Source organism: Vibrio sp. 10N.261.52.C11 (assembly GCF_041471405.1).
Taxonomy (GTDB): domain Bacteria; phylum Pseudomonadota; class Gammaproteobacteria; order Enterobacterales; family Vibrionaceae; genus Vibrio; species Vibrio crassostreae_C.
In genome coordinates this window covers 46,222-71,087 of the sequence record NZ_JBFROI010000024.1, presented here as the reverse complement: position 1 = coordinate 71,087, position 24,866 = coordinate 46,222, and the positions used below count along the sequence as shown (strand labels likewise).

Below are 24,866 nucleotides of genomic sequence, written 5' to 3'. Positions count from 1 at the left end.
CGGATTTTACCAACGATAGAAAGCTTATACTAAATTCTGCTTAAGCTTTTCTTCCAACGCTTGGATACACAGCTTGATGGCGATAGGCGTATTTGAAGCAAATGGGTTTAGCGCATAAACCGTGTTGGTGGGTAATTCAAAGCTTGGCAGCACGTCGACAACATCACCAAATAACTGAGGAATGCAGAAATCTGGAATCACACCGATACCAACACCTGATTTAATCAGTGCAAGGCAACTGTGGAACGAATTGGTGACGCAACTAGCTTGCTGTTGGTAGACAAAGTCCTGCTCAGTTTGAGAACTAAAATGATGAGTCACCTGCTTTCCCTGCCAAGAGTTTGCAATGTAAGGAATCGATTCAAGCTCACGTTTACGCATGCTTTCAACGCCACATAACACATCTTTAAACTCACCTAAACGCTTTTGCTTTAAGTTACTGTCACGAGAACTGCCCACTCGTACCGCGAGATCAATATCGTGCTCCATGAAGTCTAAATGCTGATCGTCGCTTATCAGTTCTGGCTTTAACTTCGGATATTGTTTCATCAGATCGGCAATAACAGGCGCTACCAATAAATCCATCAAGGCATTCGGAGCTGTGATACGAATCCGGCCTTGTGGCTCTTCTAGCTCGGCTTTTGCCATATCCCAAGCCGATTCAGCGATCACATTGATGTCTTTGCAACTCAAATAAAAGCGCTCACCCATGCTTGTCAAAGTTTGTCTTCGTGTTGTGCGTTTAAGGAGAGAGGCGCCTAACTCTTGTTCTAGAATTTTGAGATGTTGACTGACGACAGATTTAGACAACTCTAACTTTTCAGCCGCAGCCGAGACTGAACCCTGATCTACGATATGAGCGAAAATCGACATCTGCTTTAGCTTACTCATCTTATTGTTCTCTTTTTACAAACAGTATTTTCTATTATCTCTGTTTTTCAAATCAATTTCCAAGACTAAACTCAATTCAACTTATCGAAATACCAAATAAAAAAGACAGTGCTCGAAACAAGACTGTTATGGAGAAAGACAATGTTAGACAACCAAATTTTAGAAGCATGTAAGCAAGGCATTAACGCGTGGCAAAAGGCTTTCAACAACCAAGATGCGAAAGGTTGTGCCGATCAATATACTAAAAGCTGTGTAATGGAAGCGCGTCCATTTGGTACTTTTGAAGGTCATGAAGCGATTCAAGCATTTTGGCAAAACATCATCGACCAAGGTTTCAAAGACGTTGATTACACCGATGTAAAATGGGAAGAGCACCCAGACGGCGGTTACATTCTTACCGCGAGTTGGACAATGAACAAAGCGTTTGGCGTTGTACATCATGAACACTGGGCACTTGAAGCCGATGGCTGCGCTCGCTTAGTCAGCGACAACTTCGAAGTTCAAGGCGAACGCTAGAGCTGTAATTAACAGCTAGAAGCTCAAAAATAGAAACAGAAAACAAAAAGCCAGCAATCCAAATGGACTGCTGGCTTTATAATGTTCACTCTTGTCGCCCTTTCACTTGGTTTGAAGGTGATTGAGTGACTCTACACAATCACTCAACACGCTCATCATTTCAAATCAAAGTGTCTGGTAAGACAGAACAAATACAAGTCAAAGTTACAGTGCTGCTTTCTTCGCTTCTGTAATCCAACCATCGAACGTGCTTTGGTTCGCTTTGATCCAACCGTTTACGTGCGCTTCGATATCAGCAGAGCTGTTCTTACCTTTACTCATCATCATGTTCTGAGCGCTTACATCATTGATGTTAAGTTTGATGATTTCAAAAAGCTTCGCTGCTGATGGGTTGTTCTTAGCAAACTCTTTATTCGCAATAATGCGCATTGAGTTCATTTCGAAGCCGTAGTTTTTGCCGTTAGATAGCGTCGTATCCACGTTCGAACGCTCGCCAGGAAGTGCTGAGAAAGGAACTTCTAACCAAACTACATCTTCGTTAGGCACCAATACGCCACTTACCCAGTAAGGTGTCCACGTGTAGTAAAGGATTGATTCACCCTTTTGGTAACGAGAAATTGTATCTGCAATGATTGCAGCGTAGTTACCTTGGTTGTGAGTTACCGTATCGTCCAGTTTGAACGCTGAAAGTTGGTGTTCAATCACCATCTCACAACCCCAACCTGGGTTACAGCCTGTTAGGTCTGCTTTGCCATCACCGTCCGCATCAAACAGCTTCGCGATTTTTGGATCAGTTAATTGACCAATGTTGGTGATGTTGTACTTTTCAGCCGTTTTCTTATCAATTAGGTAACCTTGAGCAGCGCCGCTTACATATTGGCCTTCACGGTAGAATTTCTCATCACCACCTGCCATTGTGTATTTATCAGCATGAAGCGGGAACCAACCTACCGTTAGGAACGTTGCGTCACCCTTTGCAATCGAGGTGTAGCCTACGTTGTAGTCCACTTCTTGAATTGATTTCACGTCATAACCCAGTTCTTCTAGAGCACGGTTAACGATCAATGTTTGGAATGTCTCTTCCGCTACAGACGATTGAACAGGCTGAACTGATACGCCATCACCCGGTAGGCTTGCTGCCCACACGTTAGTCGATACCGCTAATGTAGAAACGATGCTTACTGCGAGTTTACTCTTCCATGAATTATTCATCGGTGTTTTTCCTTAATTGAAGTTCTGATTTGTTACCGCGATTAAGTACATTCAGTACAAGGGAAACAGGTCCCATGCGATACCAGCGTAATTTTGTATTACCAGCATTGACACCCAGTACTTGGGTGATTCTGTCTAATAAGATGGCTAAGATAACGATGCCTAAACCACCAACAGCGGCCAGTCCCATATCCAAACGGCCAATACCTCTCAGTACCATTTGACCTAAACCACCTACCGCAATCATTGATGCGATAACCACCATCGATAACGACAACATCAGTGTTTGGTTCACGCCCGCCATGATAGTTGGTAATGCAAGTGGCAGTTGAATTCGGTAAAGCATCTGCTTTTTGCTTGCACCGAATGAGTGACCCGCTTCGATCAATTCTTCCGGAACTTGCTGAATACCCAAGATGGTCAAACGAACAACAGGAGGAAGTGCGAATATGATGGTCACCACGACACCCGGAACGTTACCGATACCAAACAACATGACGATCGGTACTAAATAAACGAAGGCTGGTGTGGTTTGCATAGCATCCAAAATTGGGCGCACGAATTTAGCCGCCGTGTTACTTCGAGCGAGCCATATCCCCATGGGTAAGCCAATCAATAGGCAGAAGAATACGGATGTCATGACCAGTGACAATGTGGTCATTGCTTCAGACCAAGCGCCAATCAAGCCAATGAAAGTCAAAGATACGGCCGTTGCAACGCCAAGCTTCAAGTTTGAAAACTGCCATGCCACTAGAAACAAGATGATCAACATGAATGGTGCTGGCGTAGACACCAACGCCGTTTCAAATGAACTTAGGATAAAATCGATAGGCACACGGATTGCCTGGAATAATGGGCGTCCGTGCTCAACTAACCAATTCAGTCCAGACTCAACCCAAGTGTCAACAGGCAGCACAGCCTCTGCAAAAGGGTTAAGTGGATCAAAAGGTGTCGTTTCAACGGTTTCGCTGCTTAACCAATCCGCTGACGGTGAGGTATCAGCGGATTGACCCCAAGGATCACTTGCAGGTTGAGCTGGAGGAGCCGATTGAGACCATGGGTCATTATTTGTTTGTTCAGACGACATGATCTACCCCTTATCCAATGTTTGTAACAGTCGTGACTTAGTCACCACGCCAAAGTAATTACCTTGCTCATCCACAACAGGCACTGAGTAAGGCACACCACCAACTAGGCCAAGCACATCATTGATTGGTAAATCAGGGTTCAGCGTTAGTCCATCATCGAGCTGTGCGCTGATGAGTGATTTGTTCTCTTTGTGGGCTTTACGAAGCGAGTCGATAGAGACAATGCCGGAGTAACGGCTGCTCTTCTCAACTACGATGCCGTACTCGCGGTCGTTATCCATCAAAATTTGTAGAGCGGACGCTGGGCCATCGTGTTCTGATTTTTTAAATACCGCAGCTGGCTTCTTACGCGCAATGTCTTTCACAGTAAGTACGCTTGCTACGTTCACACCACGGAAGAAAGCTTCGACATAATCATTCGCTGGGTTACTAAGAATATCGTCTGGAGTACCGACTTGAACCACTTCGCCATTTTGCATAATCGCAATTCGGTCACCGATACGCATCGCTTCATCCAAATCATGCGAGATAAAAACAATGGTTCGTTTATCGTCATTTTGAAGGCGAATAAGCTCATCTTGCATTTCAGTACGAATCAAAGGATCGAGCGCCGAGAACGCTTCGTCCATCAACAAGATATCTGGGTCACATGCTAGTGCACGAGCCAAACCAACACGCTGCTTCATACCACCAGACAACTCATCTGGGTAAGATTCTGAATATGCGCCAAGGCCAACACGCTCAAGTGCTTCAAGTGCTGATTGCTTTCGTTGTTCAACTTCAACACCCGCAAGCTCTAGACCAAACGCGGCATTCTCGATAACCGTCATATGCGGCATCAAAGCGAAATTTTGGAAAACCATGGAGATGTTGTTGCGGCGAACTTCGCGGAGTTCATCTTCTGAGATGTGGGCAATGTCTTTGCCTCGAAGAAGCACATTGCCTTTGGTAGGTTCGATCAAGCGGTTAAGAAGGCGTACTAGGGTTGATTTGCCAGATCCTGACAGTCCCATTATGACGAAAATCTCGCCTTCTTGAATACTAAGAGAAACATCGTTAACGCCGATCGTTAGCCCTGTTTCTTCGAAAACTTTATCTTTATTTGCGCCTTCATTAATCATTGTAAAAGCACGGTCGGTGTCTTCACCAAACACCTTGTACAGTCCCTTAACTTCCAGTATGGGATCCATGTAATCTAATCCTTTATCAGTTATTTAAACTTAAATTGGTTATTTAAACCCGAAAAACAATTAGTACTCTAAGTAATTTGCACGTGTAAATCAAGGTTCTTCGTTCGGTAAAACAAGGAAACAGACTGAAACCAGACCAGCAACAACAAGACCAAAAATAAGCAAAAACAAAGCAAGCTACTGATAATAAAAGGGATAAATTAGATAAGCGTACGGCCAATATTATGTATTACGTAGTCGTAGATTATTGAATATTAATTTTACATTAGCGTGATTAATAGGCTGAATGAACCAACAAAAGCCACAATTAGTTCGTACACAAATAATTCGAATACGAACTATTTATTAAGCTTTCATGATGTTTCCGAGGCGAAAGTTCGCTCGGTAGAAAAGATAAGATCAACTCTCAATCTCTACCTAAAAACCAAAGGTCAACCGGCTAAAGTCAGCGAGTTGAAATCAACCTTTTCAACCAAGAATTTTAATACATCACACCAACTGTGATACTTGCTGCAAACTGCCAATTGGTGATTATCTAAGCTGGGTTTCAACTTGTAGAGTGCTCATTGCTGAGCCATTCTTTATAGAAGAAATAAGCATTTCCCCGTGACGAAATAGAGAAAAAGACAAGGAATTCGAATGATAAAAATGTTGGTGTGTGACTTTGACGGTACGCTTGATGGAGGCTCATCTCACGGTGTTAACCAGCTATTTGATTACCTCACAGAACAACCTGATATTCGCTTTATCATCGCGACAGGAAGAACATTACCTTCGATTCGAATGGGTTTAGAATCGGATAACTACCCGAAGCCACACAGTATTATTAGCGATGTGGGCACCAAAATTCATCATGTTCATTCCCAAAAACCAGACCATGTTTGGCATAACCAACTGGAAGCTTCTTGGAACAAATCAAGGGTAGAGACGGCTCTCGCCCCCCTTGATTTTATGGGTGATCGCATAGAAAACCATCAAGGCGATTACAAGATCACCTTTGAAGGAAAGCTTTCAGAGCCTCAACACGAACTGATTGAATCTAGCTTGGAGATACACGGATTAGATGTTCACCTGACTTACTCTCATGATTGGTACTTAGATATCACACCAAAAGGCGTTAACAAGGCGACTGCGATTCACCACCTACTCGAACAACACGATTTGAGCGTTGCAGAAGTGTGCGTCGCAGGTGACTCAGCTAACGACACCTCAATGCTCACCATTGAAGGCGTAAACTCGATACTGGTTGCTAACCATTACCCAGAGGTTGCTCACCTATCGGATAGAGACAACGTATACACGAGTAGAGCAACACATGCTGAGGGTGTCTTAGAAGGCCTTAAATACTGGCAAGGACGTGCGTCGAGTATCCGATAAACGCCAGTTCGCCATTAACAACAGATTAGAATCAAACAGGCTTCTAGCCCTACTTCCAGCCTGGGAGCCAATTTTGATTATCAGTAAGCTCTCGCCAATTGATGTTTTCTTCTCGTTTAGTCATTACTGCCTCTATCATGCAGCGCACTACTTCCCCTTCATCAAATTCAACTTCTGTGACCATAAAGTGCTTTTCTTTCTTCAAAGGGCTAACGGCCGTCCATTTACTGCGGAGCAGTTTCTTTGGGTTGATCCGGTTCATGATTTTGTCCTGCACAGTTCATTGATGTTTTATCTATAAGCTTCAAAGAGTTAAAAAGATCATTTTAAGTTGAGAAAGCCCACGACTAAAATCCAGATAAGTCATAACTAAAATCAATAAAACAAGTCGTAGACTCGGTACAATAGCTGCCACCAGAACAGAAACCTACTTCCCATGAGCCAAACAGAATTCCAACAAAAAATAGCGAGTTTCACTGCCATCGAACAAGCGCTTGATTACTTTGAGATTGGCTTTGATAGCAAGTTCATCGACCAAAATAGAGTCGAGCTTATGAAACGCTTTAATGGTTATCTGATCCTGTCAAAACCCGATGATTGGTTCTCAGGAAGAAGAGCGCTGAAAAACGCTTATTGTAAGGTTCAACGCAGCAAGTTAGATCGCCACACACGTTCTGCCTGCCGTGGGTGTACAACTTGCCAGCGCCGGTAGTTGGAAAGTGGGTTGTTCAAAAATAGACAACTAAAAAGTGGATAGCTGAAATAACATCTCATTACGATTTAGTTAGTGGTTTGCTCGAAAAAAAGTGTGCTAATCTTACGGCAACTCAACTACGAGATAAAAACTACAATGAAAATTTTCAGCAATTTTGAAAGCGGCAACATTCACGTCGTTTCTGCAGATTCACCACAAAACATTCAACTGACGATCCCAGCAGACTACCAAACTGAAATCTCTCAGTGGTTTCACTTCCGCTTAGAAAGTGAAGCTCAACAATCTCACCACTTTGAAATCGGTCAATTGGCAACATCTGCCTACCCTGAAGGCTGGAAAGATTACGATGTAGTTGCATCGTATGACCGTGAAGAGTGGTTCCGTATCCCATCTCAGTTCGATGGCGATACATTAAGCTTCGATATCATCCCTGAACACGATTCAATGTACTTCGCGTACTTCGCGCCGTACTCATACGATCGTCACCAAGATCTTCTGCACAATGCTCAAACGCACCCTGCTTGTAAGCTTGAAACTCTAGGTCAGACGCTAGACAACAACGACATCACTTTGCTAACCATCGGCGAGCCAAGTGAAGAGAAGAAAAACATCTGGGTTATTGGTCGCCAACACCCTGGCGAGACGATGGCTGAATGGCTGATCGAAGGCCTGCTACAACGCCTACTTGATGAAACAGATACGGTTGGTCGCTCTCTTCTAGACAGCGTTGTGTTCAGAGTTGTACCAAACATGAACCCAGATGGCAGCATCCGCGGTCACCTGCGTACTAACGCGATTGGCGTAAACCTGAACCGCGAATGGCAATCACCTTCTATGGAACGCAGCCCAGAGGTATTCCTTGTTCGCGAGCGTATGCTGGAAACGGGCGTTGACCTGTGTCTAGATATTCACGGCGACGAAGCGATTCCATATAACTTTGTAGCAGGTAGCGAAGGCACACCTTCTTACAACGAGCGCATCGCGAAGCTAGAGAGCCACTTCAAGCAAGCACTGCTCACTATCACGCCAGAGTTCCAAGATGAATTTGGTTACGATAAAGACGAACCAGGCAAAGCAAACATGACAGTTGGCACAAACTGGATTGGTGAGCAATTCAAGTGTTTGGCTTACACCGTCGAGATGCCATTTAAAGATCACATCAGTCACGCTGACGAACTTTACGGCTGGTCTCCAGAACGAAGTGTCGCGTTTGGTCACGATATGCTAGCCGCAGTTTGGGCTACAATAGACGAGCTATAAGGCGAACTAAGCTCATTAGCTTTACCTGTATCGCCTTTGGTTTATAAGAATCTGGGCTATAGATAGAACAAAGCCCAGCACTTGTGAAAGTGCTGGGCTTTTTAATATCGGCTTGGATGAGTGAATCTAACTTTAAAAGCTTTCTATGCCACTCTGAGGCTAGCAAAAAACACTGGGTATCTTTGCCTAATGTGGCGTTGTTCAGACACCATATCTTTGAAGCTCGGACCTTGTGATAACTGAACGATCACTTCGTCACCTTCTTGTCGCAATACAGCACCGCTAATATCGATACTGTTGTTGTCATGCAACCTCAAGGTGCCGGCCATTGAAAAGCCACGATAAACCGGAATGATGTTACGCATCCTCAGGCGTACACCCTTTTCAGAAACTTCGCTGACATGAAAAAGCTCATCCTTAATTCGCATCACCGGACGAGCCTTTTGAGGGTACTTTAAGCGGTAATATTTGCGTTTCTGGGTGAATGAATCTTCACGCATTGGTGACTCCCTGTCTCTGTTATTTCGGTCAAGCAATAGGCTGTAGCTTCAATTGGTCTCAAACAAACACATTCACCAAATTGATAGCTAATAATTATATCGACTTCCCGAGCTAATGCTTTAGAGATTTATACAGAGAAACACTGATTGCTTAGCATTCAGAAAAAAATGAGAACTGAATCGGAAATGAAAACTAAGATGGAAACGAGAACTAAGCCGGAAATGAACTGAACCAATAGCTAAAAACCCAATTCTTCGCATCGCACCCTAAAGCTGAAACAATGCCAACTGAATGCTGAAGCCCACGAATAGAATCCCACACACAATGTTCATCATTTGCGAGGTGCGCTTTTGAACTAACAAGCGCTTAAAGGTATCCGCCATTAAGATCACAACTAAGAACCACATCGACACCACTGACGCTTGAATTGCACCAAGTATCAAACTGTCTGTCACAATCGCATCTGTTGAAACAAATTGAGGGAATATAGAAAGATAAAACAGGACAATTTTAGGATTCAGTAGATTAGTGAGAAGCCCTTTGAAAAATTGCTTATAAAGCTTACTTCCCGATGCACTGACCACAGAGAGCACGCCCTCTTGAGCGCGCAGCGCCGCACGAAAATGGTTATACCCAAGCCAGACAAGATACAAAACCCCAGCCCACTTTAGCCCTTCAAAGGCCATGGGAGTGTTCGACAGTAATAAGCTTATGCCGTTAGCCGAGATAAAGGCATGAAAAAAGAAACCACATGACACGCCCAACACGTTCACAAATGCGAACAGCTTCCTTTGAGTTAAGGCTGTGCTTAATACCAACAGCGCATTTGGGCCCGGGATAATGGCAATAAAAAACACGATAACGATAAACAGCCAGATACTGTCCCAACTCATTTCGATCTCATTTCATGAACATTTTTAGGGCGGACATTGTACGTCCATTCAGTGCCATTACAATATGATAAACGCTTAATTATCGCGTATAGCTAACAGACATAATTCGCGCGTATAATGAATGTGTTTATCGTCTAACATACAAAACTGATTCTCTAACATTTGTAGCCCTGATAGACTCCACCTCCTTTTTGATACTTGGTTCATTTATGTCATTTGATAGCCTAACCCTTAACGCAAAAACCGTCTCCGCGCTCTCATCTCAATTCAATAAGCCGACAGAGATACAGCAAGCGGTAATTCCTACCATTATTGCGGGGAAAGACGTACTCGCATTGGCTCAAACGGGCAGCGGTAAAACATTGGCGTTCGGCTTACCTTTACTGAATAACATCAACCAAGATGTGAATGAACTGCAAGCACTGATCATTGTTCCAACCCGTGAACTTGCATCTCAAGTGACCAAATCTTTAGAACCGATCGCGACAACGCTCAATATCAAATTGGTAACGCTAACGGGCGGCGTAAATACTGATGATCAACAGCAACAATTATCGACTAAACCACAATTAGCCATCGCCACACCGGGCCGCCTACTTGCTTTAATCAAAAGTGATGAACTGGATATAGCTCGGTGTTCATCATTGGTTCTTGATGAAGCCGACCGCCTGATCGACATGGGATTTTGGCCAGATATTCAAGCGATTACTGCAGCACTACCAAGTAAACGTCAGTCACTGTTGTTCTCTGCGACACTTCCGCCCGAATTAGTAGGGCAAGCTGAAGAGCTTCTTTTAAATCCAGTTAAAGTCACGACACATCAAGAAAACAGCGTGGTCGCGACTATTGAAGAAACCCTGTATTTAGTGAACAAAGGCAGTAAAGCTCAAGCGCTCATCGCACTACTCAATCAACACACATGGCCGCAAGTATTGGTATTTATTGGCGCAAAAGACAATGCCGATGCATTAACCAAACGATTGAATAAAGCCAAAATCAGTGTGAGTGCGTTACATGGAAATAAGAGCCAAGAAGAACGAGAGCAAGCATTAGAAAGTTTCAAAAATGGCGAGACTCGTGTGCTTATCGCGACAGACGTGATGGCTAGAGGCATTCATATTGATCAGTTACCTGTCGTAATTAACTTCGAATTACCTTCTCACTCAGCAACTTACGTACACCGCGTTGGTCGTACAGCAAGAGCAGGAAGTACTGGCTGCGCGGTCTCTCTGGTTAGCCACAGCGAAACTGACTACCTCAATGCGATTCGCACCTTGACCAATAAGCCGTTAGTGCTGCAACCATTAGAGGGTTTCCCGGTTACCGACAAACCTGCATCTGAAACGACCGCTCGCAAGCGTCCACCTAAAGATAAAATGGCCAATCGAAGAACAGCTAAAAAGAAAAGCATTAAGCAATTTAAAAGCAAACCAAATAGCTCTAAGTAACCAGAAATAACTCTAAGTAACCAGAAATAGAATGGTCAGCTCAGTTTGTACTGGGCTTTTTTATATGCAACAAAATACAAATTCACACCCAAAAACTTCCCTAAAGTTGCCAACTTAAATGACACTTTTGTGAATTATGATGCCAACGTATTGATTCTTGGTTGCTCAAAAAAAACACTCTTAAATCACGTTGACGCCCCTATATCTAGCAACTAGATTTTTCTATTAGTGTCTACAACAGGAGGTCATTGAAATGAAACGTGCTAGCTCTACATATCGATTACAACTGATTAAGGAAGTGGCAACTCGCCGAGATCGTCAACGTTCCAATGACCCGATGGCAAACTACATACAAACCCTAATAGATAATAAAGATGATTGTGATACTTCGGTTGAACGCAACCAGAGGTTCAGTGGCAGTCATTTTGATGAGCACATAGGTGGTTGGGTAAGTGACCACTGGGGTAACAAGTAGTCCGATATCTCCAGTCACTCGTGTCATAAATAAAGCAGCGTAACCGCTGTAGAATTTATCTCCGCATTAACCTATCATCTGCAACAAATCCCTATCATTGAGTAAGCAGAAAGTGTCTGAGTTAAAAAGAGAAAAAGAAGTGATGGTTGCCTTCCAAGTGATCCCTCGCGTTAAAGAAGGCAACAACTTCGAAGTAGTTGATAAAGCCATTGAAGTTGTGAAAGCAGCCGATGTCCCTTTCCAAGTTGGTGCGATGGAAACCACAATGAAAGGTGAACTCAATCAATTACTCGATATCGTTAAAAAAGCAGAACAAGCTTGCTACGATGCAGGGGCGGTAGAAGTGATCACAAACATTAAGATTCACAGTAAAACCACCGAGGCCGATGATACATTTTGCACGTACCATCGTGGTGTAACGAAAGCGAATCACATGTTTGTTTAATCACATTTTTGTTTCTGAAAACTGAGCTTTAAGAAAGGCTCTGAAGAACCAGTGGTGTTATTGGAAAGGCATGTCTGAGAGGTGAGAAAGGATTTCCATTCGTTCTTCTTCTGACATCGAATGCCAATCACGCGGAGTCTCTTCAGGGTCATCTTTTGCCCCGATCGGTTTTCGGTCAAGTGCTTTGACTGGCTCTTTTTTGATTTTTACGTTCTTTTTATTCATACCGACACCACTCCTTCTGGTACAAAGGTACCTACTTTAATATTACACCCCAACCATTATGTAAAGTAATAGTTACTTCGGAGTTAAATAAAATCTAAATACTTCCTCTTTAGCCAAAAAGATCTCTTTGGGGACTGGTATTTCCCTCTTCATCGACCTGCTTACCAATCAAGTTTTTTTGATTCATTATTTTTCTTCTATAGCGCTGACGACACAGCTTTATCACGTGCAATTGTTCTGACGGTGTCATCGACATCCAATTAAAGCGCTCTTCTCTCTTGCGCATACAACCGTTGCAATAGCCTTTGTCATCGCTTGAACAAACCCCAACGCAAGGGCTTGGAACTTGGAAAAACTCTAACTGCTCCACCATGCCTCCTTACACATTCAAAATTACGCTTACTCTCTCAAAAATAAGCGATTAATTTGTCGCCTGGCTCATGAAACCCATACTAAACTATGACCTTATACTGACACATATAGTGTTTTGTAAACTATACTTTGAACCCATCAAGTTACACTTATCCGGTAACTTCGTTCTTTCCTTTGGAGCCTTATAATATGAAGTTTAGTTCAAAAAAATTACTAGCAGTAGCCGCTTTACCTATGATGCTAGCAGCATGCACAACAACAGGTGACAACGCGATGCAAGTAACACCAACCGATCTACAGCACCATAATTGGGAACTTGCGCAAATTGATGGCAAGGACATTGTGAAAAGCGAAGACCAAGCAGCTCCTCGTCTAGAGATCGGCGAAAAGATGACTGCAAACGGCATGGCTGGTTGTAACAACTTCTTCGGTCAAGGCGAGCTGAAAGACGGTCAATTCCGTATCAAGCAAATGGGCATGACAATGAAAATGTGTCACGGCTCTGCGATGGAAATCGAACAATCGGTTTCTGCTACTCTAAGCGAGTGGAGCGACGTAACGCTAACAAACGATACGCTAGTACTGAAAAACGATGTACACACGCTAACGTACACAATTCGTGACTGGGTAAACTAATCCGTCATCGAAACCAAATACTGATTAAAGGAGCCTGATGGCTCCTTTTTTATTGTCAGCTTGCCCTCACTACTTCTTCAAAATTGACGCTCATCGCCGACTTTTCGTACCAACCTCCAATAAACCTCAAAAATCTCTCATTTAGATGCAATAAATTCAACGGTTCAGCGGTCTGTTGCTAGGATGGCAAAAGCCTAGAGTCTGTCGAGTTTTCGAGATGATTACGTATCGAACAAAACTCGACCGCGAACTCCCTGCTTGTTCTCAAGTAATTGATTGAATTTACTGTTGAATTAGAATTTATTTCAGAAACAGATAGAATAACTATTAGGGCATGTTGATCTTTCGTTAACCACGAAGGGTCAATACGCACTAGGGAGTTCGAAAATACAATGCTCTTGCCCGTTCACTACCAAATGGAAAAGTTTATGAACAAGATAGTAAGTACGTTAGGAATCATGGCAACCGTTGCATACAGCGCAACCATTTATGCTGATGAAGCAACATCCACCGACAGCTGGAACCAAATAGAACAGCAGGCAGAGGGAGAAACTGTCTACTTTCACGCTTGGGGCGGAAGCCAAGAGATCAATCGTTACCTACAGTGGGCAGGCAAGAAATTACAAAGTGACTACGGTGTCACGTTAAAGCATGTGAAAGTGACCGATATTGCGGAAACCACCACTCGACTGCTTGCTGAAAAAGCGGCAGGAAAGAACAGTGAAGGCAGCGTCGATATCGTCTGGATTAATGGCGAGAACTTCCGTTCGATGAAAGACAACGCGCTATTGTTTGGGCCATTTACGGAATCACTTCCAAATTGGCAGTATGTCGATAAGTCTCTGCCAATTGATGTCGATTTCTCAGAGCCGACAGAAGGCTTAGAAGCACCGTGGGGCGTGGGACAACTGGTGTTCATTCATGACCAAGAAACACTTCACAACCCGCCACAATCATTCTCTGAGATGTTAAGCTACGCTCAGGCTTTCCCGAACCGCTTAAGCTACCCTCGCCCACCAGAGTTTCATGGCACGAGCTTCATTAAGTCACTACTGATTGAACTAACAAACAATAACCCTGCGCTGGCTCAGCCGGTTTCAGAAGACAACTTCCAAGAAGTAACGGCACCACTGTGGGCTTACTTAGATAAATTCCATAAAGTGGCGTGGCGCGGTGGAAAGCAGTTCCCAGCAGGCACATCGGAAAGCATCCAACTTCTGGATGACGGACAGATCGATCTCGCGATTACGTTTAATCCAAACTCTGTTTATTCAGCACAAGCCAGTGGTCGCTTAGCCGAAACCACTAAGGCTTATGCTCTAGAAAGCGGCGCTCTATCTAACATTCACTTCCTTGCGATTCCTTGGAACGCCAATGCAACCGCGGGTGCTCAAGTGACCATTAACTTCTTACTGAGCCCGGAAGCACAGTCTCGCAAGGGTGACCTCAATGTTTGGGGCGATCCTTCGGTTCTGAGCAGCAAATACCTGACTGGCAGCGCTAAAAACACCCAGCAATTTAAATCGGTTGATGAACCACACCCTAGCTGGCAAAACGCGCTCGAGAAAGAGTGGCTTAAGCGATACGGTAACTAGTCTTCATGCTACGCGCTCTATATTTTGTTGTTATAGCTGTATGCATTATCCCGACCATTCCTGGGGTAGCGGGAGTCGTGGCTTCGTCACTGAGTTTCATCCCGCCCCTTGGTTTAGAGGAGCCGACACTCAACGGTTTTAGCCAAGTCTTTCAATGGGAAGGGGCTTGGCACTCTATTGGCTTAAGCCTAGGTTCAGCAATTGCAAGCAGCTATATAGCCTGCTTCCTGACCTTTTGTATTCTTCAAGCCTCTTGGGGAAACAAGTTTTGGAGAAAGATTGAGTTTACGCTATCGCCAATGCTTGCCATTCCACATGTAGCTTTCGCTATCGGCTTTGCTTTTATGTTTAGTCCAACGGGGCTTGGCGCAAGAGCGGTACATCACTTGCTCGGCGAATCGGCTACCAGCTCTGAATTGGCGTTATTGGTGAAAGACCCATACGCGTTCGGCTTAATTATTATGCTCGCACTCAAAGAAGTCCCCTTCTTATTGCTGATGAGCATTTCGATACTTCAGCAAATTGATGTAGAGCGTATCACCAAGGTCAGTGCATCGCTCGGTTACAGCCGCGCTCAGATCTGGTGGAAATGTATTTTCCCACAATGGTTTACTAAGCTTCGTTTCCCAATGCTGGCGGTACTCGCTTACAGTGTCTCGGTTGTCGATATTGCTTTGATCATAGGCCCAACCAACCCGCCGACCTTTGCCGTTTTGGTATGGCAATGGTTCAACGATCCGGATCTTAACCTACTTCCGCGAGCTGCTGCTGGTGCCATCGTTTTGTTTGGTTTAGCTTCGTTGATCATCGCCTTGGCGCGTTTAGTTGAATGGGCGGTTCTTAAGTACTTTCGAACTTGGCAGTATTCCGGAAGAACAGGGGCAAACCTTCCGGGGAAAACGGTATTCACTGTCCTTGCTAGCCTTTCACTGCTGATCATTCCTTTAATGGTAATTTGGAGCATTGCTCAGCGTTGGCGCTTCCCTGATTTACTGCCGAGCCGCTACAGCATGCGCTTCTGGGAGTTCGAGTGGGATGCCATCATGAGTACTGTGGGTCAAAGCTTATGGATTGCTCTGATTGCCGCTTCAGTCGCTTTGTTGCTTGCGCTGGTGGCTCACGAATACAGAATCAAATACAAGTGGCAAGTTCCGGGCTTCATTATCGCTATTCCAATGCTAATACCACAGCTTTCAGTGTTGTTTGGTATGCAAGTCACGACCCTCTACATCGGCAGTAGTGCCTATGAGTTCTGGGTGATTTGGGCGCATGTTTTCTTTGCTTTCCCGTTCGTGTATCTGTCTTTGGATGGCCCGTGGAAAAGCTTCAATGATGGGTTGATTAAAGCCTCGCTGAGCCTAGGTAAATCGCCATTTCAGAGTTGGTATTCGATCAAACTACCAATCTTGCTTCCTGCGATTGCCTTTGCTTGGGCGGTCGGGATCAGCGTGAGTTTGGCCCAATACCTTCCAACATTAATGCTCGGCGCGGGCCGTATTAGCACGATCACCACAGAAGCCGTTGCACTTACCAGTGGTTTCGACCGCAGGGTGACAGCAATCTATGCCATTTGGCAGGCCCTATTGCCTCTGTTCTTTTTCTCTTTAGCGATATTAGTCAGCCGACTTCAACTCAGATATCGCCGTCTTACTTTTAAAGGTTTCCTAAGTAATGAGTCTGTACCTCAACGACCTCGCCATCCGTAAAACCGATGGAGATTCGCTGTTCTCAGCGCTAAACGTCACATTAGAATCTGGCCAAATACTGGCTTTGATGGGGCCGAGTGGCTGCGGAAAGTCGACCTTACTGGATGCGATTGCTGGTCACTTAAGTGAAGAGTTTTCGTACTCTGGCACCGTTGTGTTGAACAATATTCAGCTCGACGAGCTTCCATCACATCAGCGTGAAGTCGGTATTTTGTTTCAAGATGACTTGTTGTTTCCGCACCTCAAAGTATGGGAAAACTTGGCCTTTTCGTTACCGAACTCTGTTAAAGGTTCCGCTCGCCAAAAACAAGCAATGGCTGCACTAAAAGACATAGAGCTAACTCACTTAGCTGAATCTTTCCCGGATCAAATATCCGGCGGTCAACGCGCAAGAATAAGCTTGACTCGTATGTTGTTAGCCAAGCCTAAACTCGCCCTGCTTGACGAACCGTTCAGTAAGTTAGACCAAGAGCTCAGAGCACAATTTCGCGATTGGGTCTTCGAACAGCTGACCAAAGCGAATATCCCTACATTAATGGTCACGCACGACGAAGCCGATGTACCTCAAGGGGCAGAAGTACTGTCTTGGCCATGGAGAAGTAACCATGCTGGATAAGTACTCCATTAAGGTCATTAAGTGGCCATTAAATCAGTCTGCTAAGTTACTAAACCAATTGGGTATCACGGCCAATCAAACCACGTTATTCGGATTTCTGATTGGGTGTTTAGCGTTTCCAGCGTTGGCATTTCAACAATATGAGTGGGCGTTAGGCTTCATTGTGTTTAATAGAGTATGTGATGGGCTTGATGGAGCCTTGGCTCGAATCCAAGGCATTAGTGATGCGGGCGGTTTCCTCGATATCAGCCTAGATTTCCTATTCTACTCGCTGATCCCTTTTGGATTTGTCATTGCCAACCCAGAACACAACGCCATTGCCGGTGCGTTTTTGATCTTCTCTTTTATCGGCACAGGCAGCAGCTTTTTAGCGTTTGCGGTTATGGCAGGCAAGCGAGGCATTGAAAACCCAGTCTATAAGCATAAGTCTCTGTACTACATGTCAGGGCTAACCGAAGGCACTGAAACCATCGCCTGTTTCATCGCGTTCTGTATTTGGCCTCTACACTTTGCAGTTATCGCTTACACCTTTGGTGCAGCTTGTTGGCTAACCACGTTCATGCGTATTTATTTTGGTTTTCAGACACTAAAAAACCAAGCTAGTTAATAAATGAGTTAGTTTCTTGCACCTATAAAAACGCCGCTCATTGTGAGCGGCGTTTTCTATATTAGTATGGATAATGCCCGCTAAATCATGACATCAAGCTTCAGCTGAAGCCGTGATTTTAAACCTCAATACCTTTAGGCTTGAATCAAGGTCGACATCGACAAACTCAGGCGGGTTGTCCAGACGCTCAATGAACTCAACGCTTGGTGCTTCTTCTGCCATCGTCTCAATCAGGAAATTTGGTGATACTGCTGGTGAGTTCACACACGCAATCACTTCACCGCCTTCAGTTAGAAGTTCAGGCAAACGACGTAAGATTTTTTTGTAATCTTTGGTTAGAGCAAAGCTGCCTTTTTGGAACGAAGGTGGATCGATGATAACGAGCTCGTAAGGACCGCCCTTCTTGATTTTCCCCCACGACTTAAAGATATCGTAGCCAAGGAAGTTAACCGAGCGCATATCGTGTTCATTCAGACGGTGGTTATCGCGACCTTTGTTTAGCGAGCCACGTGACATGTCCACGTTCATGCATTGACGAGCGCCACCAGCGATAGCCGCGACAGAGAAACCACAAGTGTATGCAAACAGGTTAAGAACGTTCTTATCCTTGGCATTATCTTGTACCCACTGACGACCATTACGCATGTCTAGGAACAAACCGAAGTTCTGATTACGGCCAATGTCTAATTGGTACTTAAGGCCATGCTCAACCACAACCGGAGAGTCATTCAACTCACCCCATAGAACCTCTGAAGGCGCACCATCGGCATAACGGTGTTGCAGAACAATGCTTGTGCCCTGCTTTGATTGCCAGATATCTTTGTTGGTGAGTTCAACCAATCCAGCTTTAAGAGATGACAAGAATTCATCGTCGACTTCTTTAAACACGTTAACCAGTAGCTGTCCATCAACCCAGTCACATGTCAGTTGCTCTAGACCAGGCCAAAACTTACCGCGCCCGTGGAAAATACGGCGTAGTTCGTTTGGTACTTCATTAAGTTGCTGTTCAATATGACTAAAAAACAGAGGTAAAGCTGATGCTTCCATTATTTCACTCACTTAGTGTTTAGCTTTGGCCAAGTTAATGACCAAGGTTCAAGCCAACTGTCCAAACCGTTCGACACGGTTTCTTGATGCCACTTCTCACCCAAGGAGTTTAGGCTTCTTGGATCGCAGACATATTCGTAGGCTTGTGATTGATAGGCAAATCGAATCGCGAAGGCATGCAGATAACCTCTGTCAGCCTCACTCGATGGATTATAAATAGGGTCACCAACAATGGCTGAGCCGATCGACTTCATCGCGACACGGATCTGGTGAGTTCGCCCCGTATAGGGTTTGCATAACAGCAGACGCTCACCGGGTTCAGCCGTTGCTGATAAAAACTGAGTAATCGCAGGGTTCTCTTTGGATGTCAGAAGTTTCCAACTTGAGCGTCGTGAGCGCTCCATGTCTCCTGAGATCAAACCTTGCTTTTTCTTTGGCTTCTTAGAACCGATCGCAAGGTAGTATTTCTCTACTTCACGCTTTGCAAATAGCTGTGAAAGCTCGCTCGCCGCCGACGCATTTTTTGCCAGCAGCAGAATGCCCGAAGTCATTTTATCTAGTCGATGAACGAGATACAGCTTAGGCTCATTAATTGCCTTAGCAACTTCTTGAAGCAACATGGTATCGCCATCGTCTTTGTGGACGCTGACTCCAGGGTGCTTATTGATAAGTAAAAAATCAGAGTGGTTCAGAAGAATATCGAACATTAAAGGCTAGCTCCATTGTAGAACGTGGAGTATACCTCGTCTGAACCCAGATTCCAGCTACGAAAAAGCCCAACTCACTCAATAAATATTGAATCGTTGGGCTTCTTTTCAGCAACTAGCGATCAGTGCGTGGTCTTTACTCGATTACCAATAGGTAAATAGAACCAAGCTACCGCTTTACCCCAGTTTAAACTTACCAACTAATGCTTCTAGCTCAGCAACCTTAGCGTTCAAGCCTGATGTATTTTCGGAGCTACGAGTTGCTAGCTGCAGAGATTGCTCAGAGATATCGCTAATCGCGGTAATGTCCGCTGCAATTTCTTTGGTCACAGCCGTCTGTTCTTCTGCCGCAGTCGCAATAGAGTTAACCATGCTTTGTACATTGCCCGCACCGCTCACAATCGCTTCTAGAGCCGAAACAGCACCTGAGCTTTGCTCAACACCAATCTCAACTAAACGACAGTTATCTTGAGTGTAAGTCACCGCTTCTTGAGTGCCCGATTGAATCGATTGAATGATGCCCGAGACTTCTCGTGTCGCTTTGGTTGTTCTTTCTGCTAGCGCTCGCACTTCATCGGCTACCACAGCAAAACCACGACCAAACTCGCCTGCACGTGCCGCTTCAATTGCAGCGTTAAGAGCTAACAGGTTAGTTTGCTCAGCAATGTCTTCGATTACCTTGATAACGCTACCAATCTGCTCACCGTGAGAACCTAGAGTATTCATTTGCAACGACATATCGCTCATTTGAGTCGACACTTGTTGAATACTCGCCACCATCTCAACAATCACGTTGCGGCCATCTTCTGCAGAGGTTTCTGAGCGACGTGCTTCTTCATAAGTTGAAGTACCTTGCTGCGCCACTTCAGAAATGGTCAAGCTTAGCTCTTCAGCAGCCGTTGCAATCAAGTTAGCTTTGTCTGCTTGAGCTGATGCACCAGTAACGATGTCTTGGCTAATAGAAGAGAGCTCCCCTGTCACCGATTGGACTTGGTGAGTCACAGACGAGATTGAACCTAATAGGTCTACTAGTGATTTCTGCATCTGGTTAATCGACTTAGCCAGTTCAGCCAATTCATCACCAGAATCATCAATAATGTCGCCTGCCGTTAGGTCACCATTTGCTACACGTCGTGCTACTTGTTCTACACGAGTAAGACGATTGGTAATAGAGCTAGACAATAGATACGCAATCACACAACCAAAGACAATCGCAATAGCAGACAACACCATGATGGTGCGCTCAATGGTAGTAAACGTGTCGGTTAGTGTCAGTAGTGACTGTTCTGTATCTGCGCGCTCACTTGCTGACGCTTGATCCAGTAAGTTCTCAATAGGGATAAGATTGCTCTCATACAAAGATCGTAGCTGTTGAATATTGGCTAGTAGCGCAGCTTCATCATTGATCTTCGGCACAAGCTTTGATTCAAACTCTTGAGTGAAACGCCCCATCAGGTCTTCAATTCGCTGAATACGGCGGTGGTCTTCCGAACCTCTACTCTCCAAACGCTTAGCCTGCTCGATAGCTTGAGCAAATTCGTTCTTGCTGGTTCGATAATCATTGAGTGCGTTATCAACCAGTGTAATTGCACCAAGCGCATCTCGGTATACATCACCCGCTTCATCAATCAGTACCAGGTAGGTAACAGTACCCGGAACATCGTCCATTCTAATTTCATCTGCGCTCTGGTGCGCGCCGATAACTTCTATCCATACAATACTGACTAACGTAACAAGCACCGCCAATATAGAGCCAAAACCGGCATACAGTTTCTTTCTCACTGACAATTTCACACAACACCTACCTAAATTAAATACCGATCAAAAATTCTTGATATTCAATATATCGGCTAGGTGACGGATAACTTTAGTGAATGTAATGTTTTATTTTTTGATAAGAATTAAGTATTTGAATAAAAAAATGGGAGCCATTGGCTCCCGTTTCTTAACTTACTTTAGCTCGCGATTGTAGCTTCTTAAAACTATAGCTTCTTAGAGATAAGCGCAGAGCCAGCAATAATACCAATACCTAGTAGCATGATTGCACCTTTACCGCTGTCGAAGCCAGAAGAGATACCCATGAATGCAACGATTGCGATAGCTACTGGGATGATGTACTTAACTAGCGTGTACCATAGACCGAATAGTGGGAAAGATACTTCACCATCGTTAGTGATTTCTTTCTCTAGGTCAGCACGGTTTAGTCTCCAACCAGCGAAGATACATACCAACATACCGCCAACCGCTAGGAAAATCTTATCCGTTAGTAGGTCGAAAATGTCGAACGCGCCAGTATCAAACAGTGTTGGACCGAAGCCGCCAAGTGATAGAGAAGCGAAGATACATAGAATCGCCATTACAACACTTGCAGACAGTACCGCTGTTACACGCTTCATGCCTTTCTCATCGATTAGGTAAGAAACCACAACTTCAAGTAGAGATACTGAAGATGTTAGTGCCGCAACACTCAAACCAACGAAGAACATAAGAGCAAATAGAAGACCAACTACGCCGCCCATTTCAGCGAATAGCTGAGGAACAACAACGAATACTAAACCAGGGCCCGCTGCAGGTTCCATACCGAACGCGAACATTGCAGGGAACATTGCAACACCAGCTAGAATAGCAACACCAGTATCCATTGCGGTTACCATTGCTGTTGTCTGAACTAGGTTCTCTTTCTTCTTAAGGTAAGAACCGTATGTCATCATACAACCCATACCAAGACTTAGAGAGAAGAATGCTTGACCTAGAGCGGCTAGGATTACATTGCTGTCTACTTTAGAGAAGTCAGGACTGAATAGGAACTCAAGACCAGCCATCGCGCCCGGAAGCATAATGCCTTTGATTGATACTACAATAAGGATAATGAAAAGAAGCGGCATCAGGATCTTACCTGCTTTCTCAATACCACCAGAGATACCTTTCATAACGATAACAACGTTAAGTAGTAGGTATAAGCCCATCCACATTAGTGGTTGAACTGGGTTTGAGATAAAGCCACCAAAGCTATCACCAATTGCTTCTGGTGCGTCTAGAAGACCACCTGCAATTTTACCGATGTATGCGATTGACCAACCGCCTACTACTGGGTAGAAACCCATGATAAGTAGACCACTGAATACGCCGATAACGCCAGCGAACGTCCAACGACGGTCAGTTGTTTTAAATGCACCTACTGCTGATTTTTGCGTATGACGGCCAATCGCAAATTCAGTCAGCATGACACTGAAACCAATAAAAATTACAAAAAACAGGTAAATGGCAACGAATGCACCACCGCCACTTTCGCCTGCTGTGTATGGGAATTTCCAAATGTTACCTAAGCCAACAGCAGAACCTGCTGCAGCCATTACGAATCCTAACTTCGAACCCCAGGTATCGCGGGGTGTTGTGGTTGTATTACTAGTAGCCACGTGTACTCCAAACTTTTGTGTTATGTGATGTTGTGTTTTGCTTTGGGTGGCGTCTTTAAAAGGAAGGTGTATAAATAAATTTACACACCTAAAAGATTTGATTGACGCTCGTTGTCTAGCAAGTAAACCAGTTTAAGAATAAAATTGGAAGAGCATACCGTACAAATTTCGTTAAAGATGTAAATTTTTATGGTTAAATGCCGACTTTTCATACAAAACAATCGTTTTCTTCTTAAGTTGACCAAAACTTAACAACTTTAACCTATTTACATCTTTTGCTCTATTTTGTAAATAGTTGAATCCTTAAATTCCCATATCCGTTAAATAGCATTACTATCTAAGTGTCTCTTTTTTCGAGTATTCAATGTGGATAAGCTTTATCATTTTTTAACTTTGGCCTCTGTTGTTTTGTACTGGGTTCTCGTAGCCGGTGTGACGTTTCGTGTTGTACTAAAACGACGCTCTGTCAGCGTTTCTCTTGCTTGGCTAATGGTTATCTACATTATCCCGATTGTTGGTGTAGCTTGTTACTTCCTTTTTGGTGAGCTAAACCTAGGCAGAAAAAGGGCTGAACGCGCTCATCGTATGTTTACCCCTTTCGGCGACTGGTTCCGTCAATTGAATGATTGCCAACTTCACCAACCAGGGAAAGTCGGCTCCCCTATCCATAAGATTGACGAGCTTTGTAACAATCGAATGGGCATCCCTGCACTCAGTGGAAACACTCTATCGCTGCAATCTTCACCAAACGAGATCCTACACGCAATTATCGAAGATATAGAAAATGCACAAACCAGTATCAAGATGGTTTTCTATATTTGGCATCCAGGTGGCCTGACCGATTCGGTTGCCTCTGCGCTGATTCGCGCTGCAAAACGTGGCGTAGATGTTAAAGTTTTGCTCGATTCAGCCGGTAGCCCTCGCTTTTTCAAAAGCCACTGGCAGTCAATGATGAAGGACGCAGACGTTCAAGTCGTACAAGCACTAGAAGTGAGCCCATGGCGTATTTTCTTACGTCGCCTAGATTTAAGACAACACCGCAAAATCATTGTGATTGACGAGACTATCGCCTATACGGGTTCAATGAACATGGTCGATCCTGCTCACTTCAAACAAAGTTCCGGCGTTGGTCAGTGGATTGATGTAATGGTCAGAGTGACTGGGCCAACCGTTAATGTGTTATCCGCTATTCATGGCTGGGATTGGGAAGTTGAGACTGGTGAACGCATTCTCCCTGATATACCTGAATGCCCAGTTGAAGAAATCATGACACATCATCCGGTTCAAGTAGTGCCGTCTGGCCCTGGCATGCCGGAATATTTGATCTTACAAGTACTGACCATCGCCATCAATCAAGCGAATCATTCTGTACGTATTACTACACCTTATTTTGTGCCAAGTGCTGACTTACTCGAAACACTTAAGATGACAGCTCAACGCGGCGTAACTGTAGAACTGATCATTCCACACAATAACGATTCACTAATGGTTAAATGGGCTTCTCGTGCGTTTTATACCGAGTTGCTTGAAGCTGGCGTGAAGATCTATGAATTTTACGGTGGCCTTCTTCATACCAAATCGGTAGTGATCGATGAAGAGTTTTGCTTGATCGGAACCGTCAATATCGACATGCGCAGTTTGTGGCTCAACTTTGAAGTGACTCTGGCTGTGGATGATGTGCATTTCACGCAAAAACTGTCTGAGCTGCAGAAATCTTATATCGCTTCATCCCACTCTGTAGAGTTAGAACAGTGGGAGCAAAGAAACCTTAGTAATCGCTTCTTTGAGAGGCTGTTCTACTTGTTCAACCCACTCCTATAATTCCAGCAATGAGTCGATTATGGCTCGTTGTTTCCCCATCGATCATTTTTAACCTTTCACTGTTAACTGAGTGAAAGGTCAAAAATCGTAAGAAAAGCGTAAAAATC

General features: G+C 44.3%; 26 protein-coding genes. 13 read left to right on the top strand and 13 right to left on the bottom strand.

The features are described 5' to 3' along the window. Positions 1-24: 24 nt before the first annotated feature. Positions 25-891, bottom strand: a complete 867-nt coding sequence (locus tag AB4323_RS09710) for a LysR family transcriptional regulator (protein ID WP_136979691.1) — start codon at positions 889-891, stop codon at positions 25-27. A gap of 141 nt (positions 892-1,032) precedes the next feature. On the opposite strand from AB4323_RS09710, the gene AB4323_RS09705 reads away from it, so the two are divergent. After that, complete coding sequence (locus AB4323_RS09705) at positions 1,033-1,407, top strand: nuclear transport factor 2 family protein (protein ID WP_017060338.1); 375 nt, start codon at positions 1,033-1,035, stop codon at positions 1,405-1,407. A 204-nt stretch (positions 1,408-1,611) separates the two neighbouring features. Here AB4323_RS09705 and proX read toward each other — a convergent pair whose 3' ends face one another. From proX to proV, 3 genes are read right to left on the bottom strand one after another with little or no spacing between them, the layout of a single operon-like run. Further along, positions 1,612-2,619 carry a glycine betaine/L-proline ABC transporter substrate-binding protein ProX gene (gene proX, locus AB4323_RS09700; RefSeq protein WP_372056732.1) on the bottom strand — a complete coding sequence of 336 codons (1,008 nt, stop codon included), beginning with the start codon at positions 2,617-2,619 and terminating at the stop codon, positions 1,612-1,614. Further along, positions 2,612-3,706, bottom strand: a complete 1,095-nt coding sequence (gene proW, locus AB4323_RS09695; RefSeq protein WP_372152255.1) for a glycine betaine/L-proline ABC transporter permease ProW — start codon at positions 3,704-3,706, stop codon at positions 2,612-2,614. The genes proX and proW overlap by 8 nt, the downstream gene beginning before the upstream one ends. A 3-nt stretch (positions 3,707-3,709) precedes the next feature. After that, on the bottom strand, positions 3,710-4,897 hold the full coding sequence (gene proV, locus AB4323_RS09690; RefSeq protein ID WP_017067805.1) for a glycine betaine/L-proline ABC transporter ATP-binding protein ProV: 1,188 nt from the start codon (positions 4,895-4,897) through the stop codon (positions 3,710-3,712). Positions 4,898-5,536: 639 nt separating this feature from the next. On the opposite strand from proV, the gene AB4323_RS09685 reads away from it, so the two are divergent. Then, positions 5,537-6,274 (top strand): HAD-IIB family hydrolase, encoded by a 738-nt coding sequence (locus tag AB4323_RS09685; protein ID WP_372152252.1) that lies wholly within the window; start codon positions 5,537-5,539, stop codon positions 6,272-6,274. A gap of 49 nt (positions 6,275-6,323) precedes the next feature. On the opposite strand, the gene AB4323_RS09680 is transcribed toward AB4323_RS09685, so the two are convergent. Beyond that, positions 6,324-6,536: a TIGR02450 family Trp-rich protein gene (locus tag AB4323_RS09680; RefSeq protein ID WP_017065368.1), complete on the bottom strand. Its 213-nt coding sequence runs from the start codon at positions 6,534-6,536 to the stop codon at positions 6,324-6,326. Positions 6,537-6,710: 174 nt separating this feature from the next. Between AB4323_RS09680 and AB4323_RS09675 the strand changes: the two genes are divergently transcribed. Then, complete coding sequence (locus tag AB4323_RS09675) at positions 6,711-6,986, top strand: nitrogenase-stabilizing/protective protein NifW (RefSeq protein WP_102333174.1); 276 nt, start codon at positions 6,711-6,713, stop codon at positions 6,984-6,986. A gap of 138 nt (positions 6,987-7,124) precedes the next feature. Then, positions 7,125-8,249, top strand: coding sequence for a M14-type cytosolic carboxypeptidase (locus tag AB4323_RS09670; RefSeq protein WP_372152250.1), 1,125 nt, complete (start codon positions 7,125-7,127; stop codon positions 8,247-8,249). Positions 8,250-8,392: 143 nt separating this feature from the next. On the opposite strand, the gene AB4323_RS09665 is transcribed toward AB4323_RS09670, so the two are convergent. Both AB4323_RS09665 and AB4323_RS09660 read right to left on the bottom strand, forming a co-directional pair. After that, positions 8,393-8,749 (bottom strand): PilZ domain-containing protein, encoded by a 357-nt coding sequence (locus AB4323_RS09665; RefSeq protein WP_372152248.1) that lies wholly within the window; start codon positions 8,747-8,749, stop codon positions 8,393-8,395. Positions 8,750-9,016: 267 nt separating this feature from the next. After that, positions 9,017-9,643, bottom strand: coding sequence for a LysE family translocator (locus AB4323_RS09660; RefSeq protein WP_017060328.1), 627 nt, complete (start codon positions 9,641-9,643; stop codon positions 9,017-9,019). A 209-nt stretch (positions 9,644-9,852) separates the two neighbouring features. On the opposite strand from AB4323_RS09660, the gene AB4323_RS09655 reads away from it, so the two are divergent. From AB4323_RS09655 to AB4323_RS09645, 3 genes are all read left to right on the top strand, one after another. Next, positions 9,853-11,091 carry a DEAD/DEAH box helicase gene (locus tag AB4323_RS09655; protein ID WP_136982399.1) on the top strand — a complete coding sequence of 413 codons (1,239 nt, stop codon included), beginning with the start codon at positions 9,853-9,855 and terminating at the stop codon, positions 11,089-11,091. Positions 11,092-11,344: 253 nt separating this feature from the next. Next, entirely contained in the window at positions 11,345-11,566 is a 222-nt protein-coding gene (locus AB4323_RS09650) for a hypothetical protein (RefSeq protein ID WP_017057116.1), read from the top strand. 142 nt (positions 11,567-11,708) lie between these two features. After that, positions 11,709-12,011, top strand: a complete 303-nt coding sequence (locus AB4323_RS09645) for a thiamine-binding protein (protein WP_017065764.1) — start codon at positions 11,709-11,711, stop codon at positions 12,009-12,011. Positions 12,012-12,068: 57 nt separating this feature from the next. Here AB4323_RS09645 and AB4323_RS09640 read toward each other — a convergent pair whose 3' ends face one another. Then, on the bottom strand, positions 12,069-12,236 hold the full coding sequence (locus AB4323_RS09640) for a hypothetical protein (RefSeq protein WP_017060325.1): 168 nt from the start codon (positions 12,234-12,236) through the stop codon (positions 12,069-12,071). Between the two features lie 109 nt (positions 12,237-12,345). Further along, complete coding sequence (locus tag AB4323_RS09635; protein WP_017060324.1) at positions 12,346-12,609, bottom strand: DUF1289 domain-containing protein; 264 nt, start codon at positions 12,607-12,609, stop codon at positions 12,346-12,348. Between the two features lie 188 nt (positions 12,610-12,797). Between AB4323_RS09635 and AB4323_RS09630 the strand changes: the two genes are divergently transcribed. The 5 genes from AB4323_RS09630 (at position 12,798) to AB4323_RS09610 (ending at position 17,768) form a co-directional block, all read left to right on the top strand. Next, positions 12,798-13,244, top strand: a complete 447-nt coding sequence (locus AB4323_RS09630) for an META domain-containing protein (protein ID WP_004734625.1) — start codon at positions 12,798-12,800, stop codon at positions 13,242-13,244. A 428-nt stretch (positions 13,245-13,672) separates the two neighbouring features. Next, positions 13,673-14,839 (top strand): ABC transporter substrate-binding protein, encoded by a 1,167-nt coding sequence (locus AB4323_RS09625; RefSeq protein WP_017060323.1) that lies wholly within the window; start codon positions 13,673-13,675, stop codon positions 14,837-14,839. Positions 14,840-14,844: 5 nt separating this feature from the next. After that, complete coding sequence (locus AB4323_RS09620) at positions 14,845-16,545, top strand: ABC transporter permease (protein WP_372152246.1); 1,701 nt, start codon at positions 14,845-14,847, stop codon at positions 16,543-16,545. After that, positions 16,511-17,161, top strand: a complete 651-nt coding sequence (locus AB4323_RS09615) for an ATP-binding cassette domain-containing protein (RefSeq protein ID WP_017065359.1) — start codon at positions 16,511-16,513, stop codon at positions 17,159-17,161. Before AB4323_RS09620 ends, AB4323_RS09615 begins: the two co-directional genes overlap by 35 nt. Continuing rightward, positions 17,151-17,768 (top strand): CDP-alcohol phosphatidyltransferase family protein, encoded by a 618-nt coding sequence (locus AB4323_RS09610; RefSeq protein WP_372152244.1) that lies wholly within the window; start codon positions 17,151-17,153, stop codon positions 17,766-17,768. Before AB4323_RS09615 ends, AB4323_RS09610 begins: the two co-directional genes overlap by 11 nt. Before the next feature lie 93 nt (positions 17,769-17,861). Here AB4323_RS09610 and AB4323_RS09605 read toward each other — a convergent pair whose 3' ends face one another. From AB4323_RS09605 to AB4323_RS09590, 4 genes are all read right to left on the bottom strand, one after another. Further along, the gene (locus AB4323_RS09605) at positions 17,862-18,815 is read right to left on the bottom strand and encodes a class I SAM-dependent methyltransferase (protein WP_017068057.1); all 954 of its coding nucleotides are present in this window, start codon (positions 18,813-18,815) and stop codon (positions 17,862-17,864) included. Between the two features lie 8 nt (positions 18,816-18,823). Continuing rightward, on the bottom strand, positions 18,824-19,522 hold the full coding sequence (locus AB4323_RS09600; protein ID WP_017060318.1) for a TIGR01621 family pseudouridine synthase: 699 nt from the start codon (positions 19,520-19,522) through the stop codon (positions 18,824-18,826). A gap of 177 nt (positions 19,523-19,699) precedes the next feature. Continuing rightward, positions 19,700-21,316: a methyl-accepting chemotaxis protein gene (locus tag AB4323_RS09595; RefSeq protein WP_065583883.1), complete on the bottom strand. Its 1,617-nt coding sequence runs from the start codon at positions 21,314-21,316 to the stop codon at positions 19,700-19,702. A gap of 188 nt (positions 21,317-21,504) precedes the next feature. Then, positions 21,505-22,938: a sodium-dependent transporter gene (locus tag AB4323_RS09590; RefSeq protein ID WP_050546918.1), complete on the bottom strand. Its 1,434-nt coding sequence runs from the start codon at positions 22,936-22,938 to the stop codon at positions 21,505-21,507. Positions 22,939-23,304: 366 nt separating this feature from the next. Here AB4323_RS09590 and cls point away from each other — a divergent pair, with 366 nt between their 5' ends. After that, positions 23,305-24,759 (top strand): cardiolipin synthase, encoded by a 1,455-nt coding sequence (cls, locus tag AB4323_RS09585; protein WP_372152242.1) that lies wholly within the window; start codon positions 23,305-23,307, stop codon positions 24,757-24,759. The last annotated feature ends 107 nt before the right edge of the window (positions 24,760-24,866 follow it).

Coding starts and splice junctions, on each gene's coding strand:
- AB4323_RS09710 (WP_136979691.1), bottom strand. CDS start 891: ATGAGTAAGCTAAAGCAGATGTCGATTTTCGCTCATATCGTAGATCAG.
- AB4323_RS09705 (WP_017060338.1), top strand. CDS start 1,033: ATGTTAGACAACCAAATTTTAGAAGCATGTAAGCAAGGCATTAACGCG.
- proX (WP_372056732.1), bottom strand. CDS start 2,619: ATGAATAATTCATGGAAGAGTAAACTCGCAGTAAGCATCGTTTCTACA.
- proW (WP_372152255.1), bottom strand. CDS start 3,706: ATGTCGTCTGAACAAACAAATAATGACCCATGGTCTCAATCGGCTCCT.
- proV (WP_017067805.1), bottom strand. CDS start 4,897: ATGGATCCCATACTGGAAGTTAAGGGACTGTACAAGGTGTTTGGTGAA.
- AB4323_RS09685 (WP_372152252.1), top strand. CDS start 5,537: ATGATAAAAATGTTGGTGTGTGACTTTGACGGTACGCTTGATGGAGGC.
- AB4323_RS09680 (WP_017065368.1), bottom strand. CDS start 6,536: ATGAACCGGATCAACCCAAAGAAACTGCTCCGCAGTAAATGGACGGCC.
- AB4323_RS09675 (WP_102333174.1), top strand. CDS start 6,711: ATGAGCCAAACAGAATTCCAACAAAAAATAGCGAGTTTCACTGCCATC.
- AB4323_RS09670 (WP_372152250.1), top strand. CDS start 7,125: ATGAAAATTTTCAGCAATTTTGAAAGCGGCAACATTCACGTCGTTTCT.
- AB4323_RS09665 (WP_372152248.1), bottom strand. CDS start 8,749: ATGCGTGAAGATTCATTCACCCAGAAACGCAAATATTACCGCTTAAAG.
- AB4323_RS09660 (WP_017060328.1), bottom strand. CDS start 9,643: ATGAGTTGGGACAGTATCTGGCTGTTTATCGTTATCGTGTTTTTTATT.
- AB4323_RS09655 (WP_136982399.1), top strand. CDS start 9,853: ATGTCATTTGATAGCCTAACCCTTAACGCAAAAACCGTCTCCGCGCTC.
- AB4323_RS09650 (WP_017057116.1), top strand. CDS start 11,345: ATGAAACGTGCTAGCTCTACATATCGATTACAACTGATTAAGGAAGTG.
- AB4323_RS09645 (WP_017065764.1), top strand. CDS start 11,709: ATGGTTGCCTTCCAAGTGATCCCTCGCGTTAAAGAAGGCAACAACTTC.
- AB4323_RS09640 (WP_017060325.1), bottom strand. CDS start 12,236: ATGAATAAAAAGAACGTAAAAATCAAAAAAGAGCCAGTCAAAGCACTT.
- AB4323_RS09635 (WP_017060324.1), bottom strand. CDS start 12,609: ATGGTGGAGCAGTTAGAGTTTTTCCAAGTTCCAAGCCCTTGCGTTGGG.
- AB4323_RS09630 (WP_004734625.1), top strand. CDS start 12,798: ATGAAGTTTAGTTCAAAAAAATTACTAGCAGTAGCCGCTTTACCTATG.
- AB4323_RS09625 (WP_017060323.1), top strand. CDS start 13,673: ATGAACAAGATAGTAAGTACGTTAGGAATCATGGCAACCGTTGCATAC.
- AB4323_RS09620 (WP_372152246.1), top strand. CDS start 14,845: ATGCTACGCGCTCTATATTTTGTTGTTATAGCTGTATGCATTATCCCG.
- AB4323_RS09615 (WP_017065359.1), top strand. CDS start 16,511: ATGAGTCTGTACCTCAACGACCTCGCCATCCGTAAAACCGATGGAGAT.
- AB4323_RS09610 (WP_372152244.1), top strand. CDS start 17,151: ATGCTGGATAAGTACTCCATTAAGGTCATTAAGTGGCCATTAAATCAG.
- AB4323_RS09605 (WP_017068057.1), bottom strand. CDS start 18,815: ATGGAAGCATCAGCTTTACCTCTGTTTTTTAGTCATATTGAACAGCAA.
- AB4323_RS09600 (WP_017060318.1), bottom strand. CDS start 19,522: ATGTTCGATATTCTTCTGAACCACTCTGATTTTTTACTTATCAATAAG.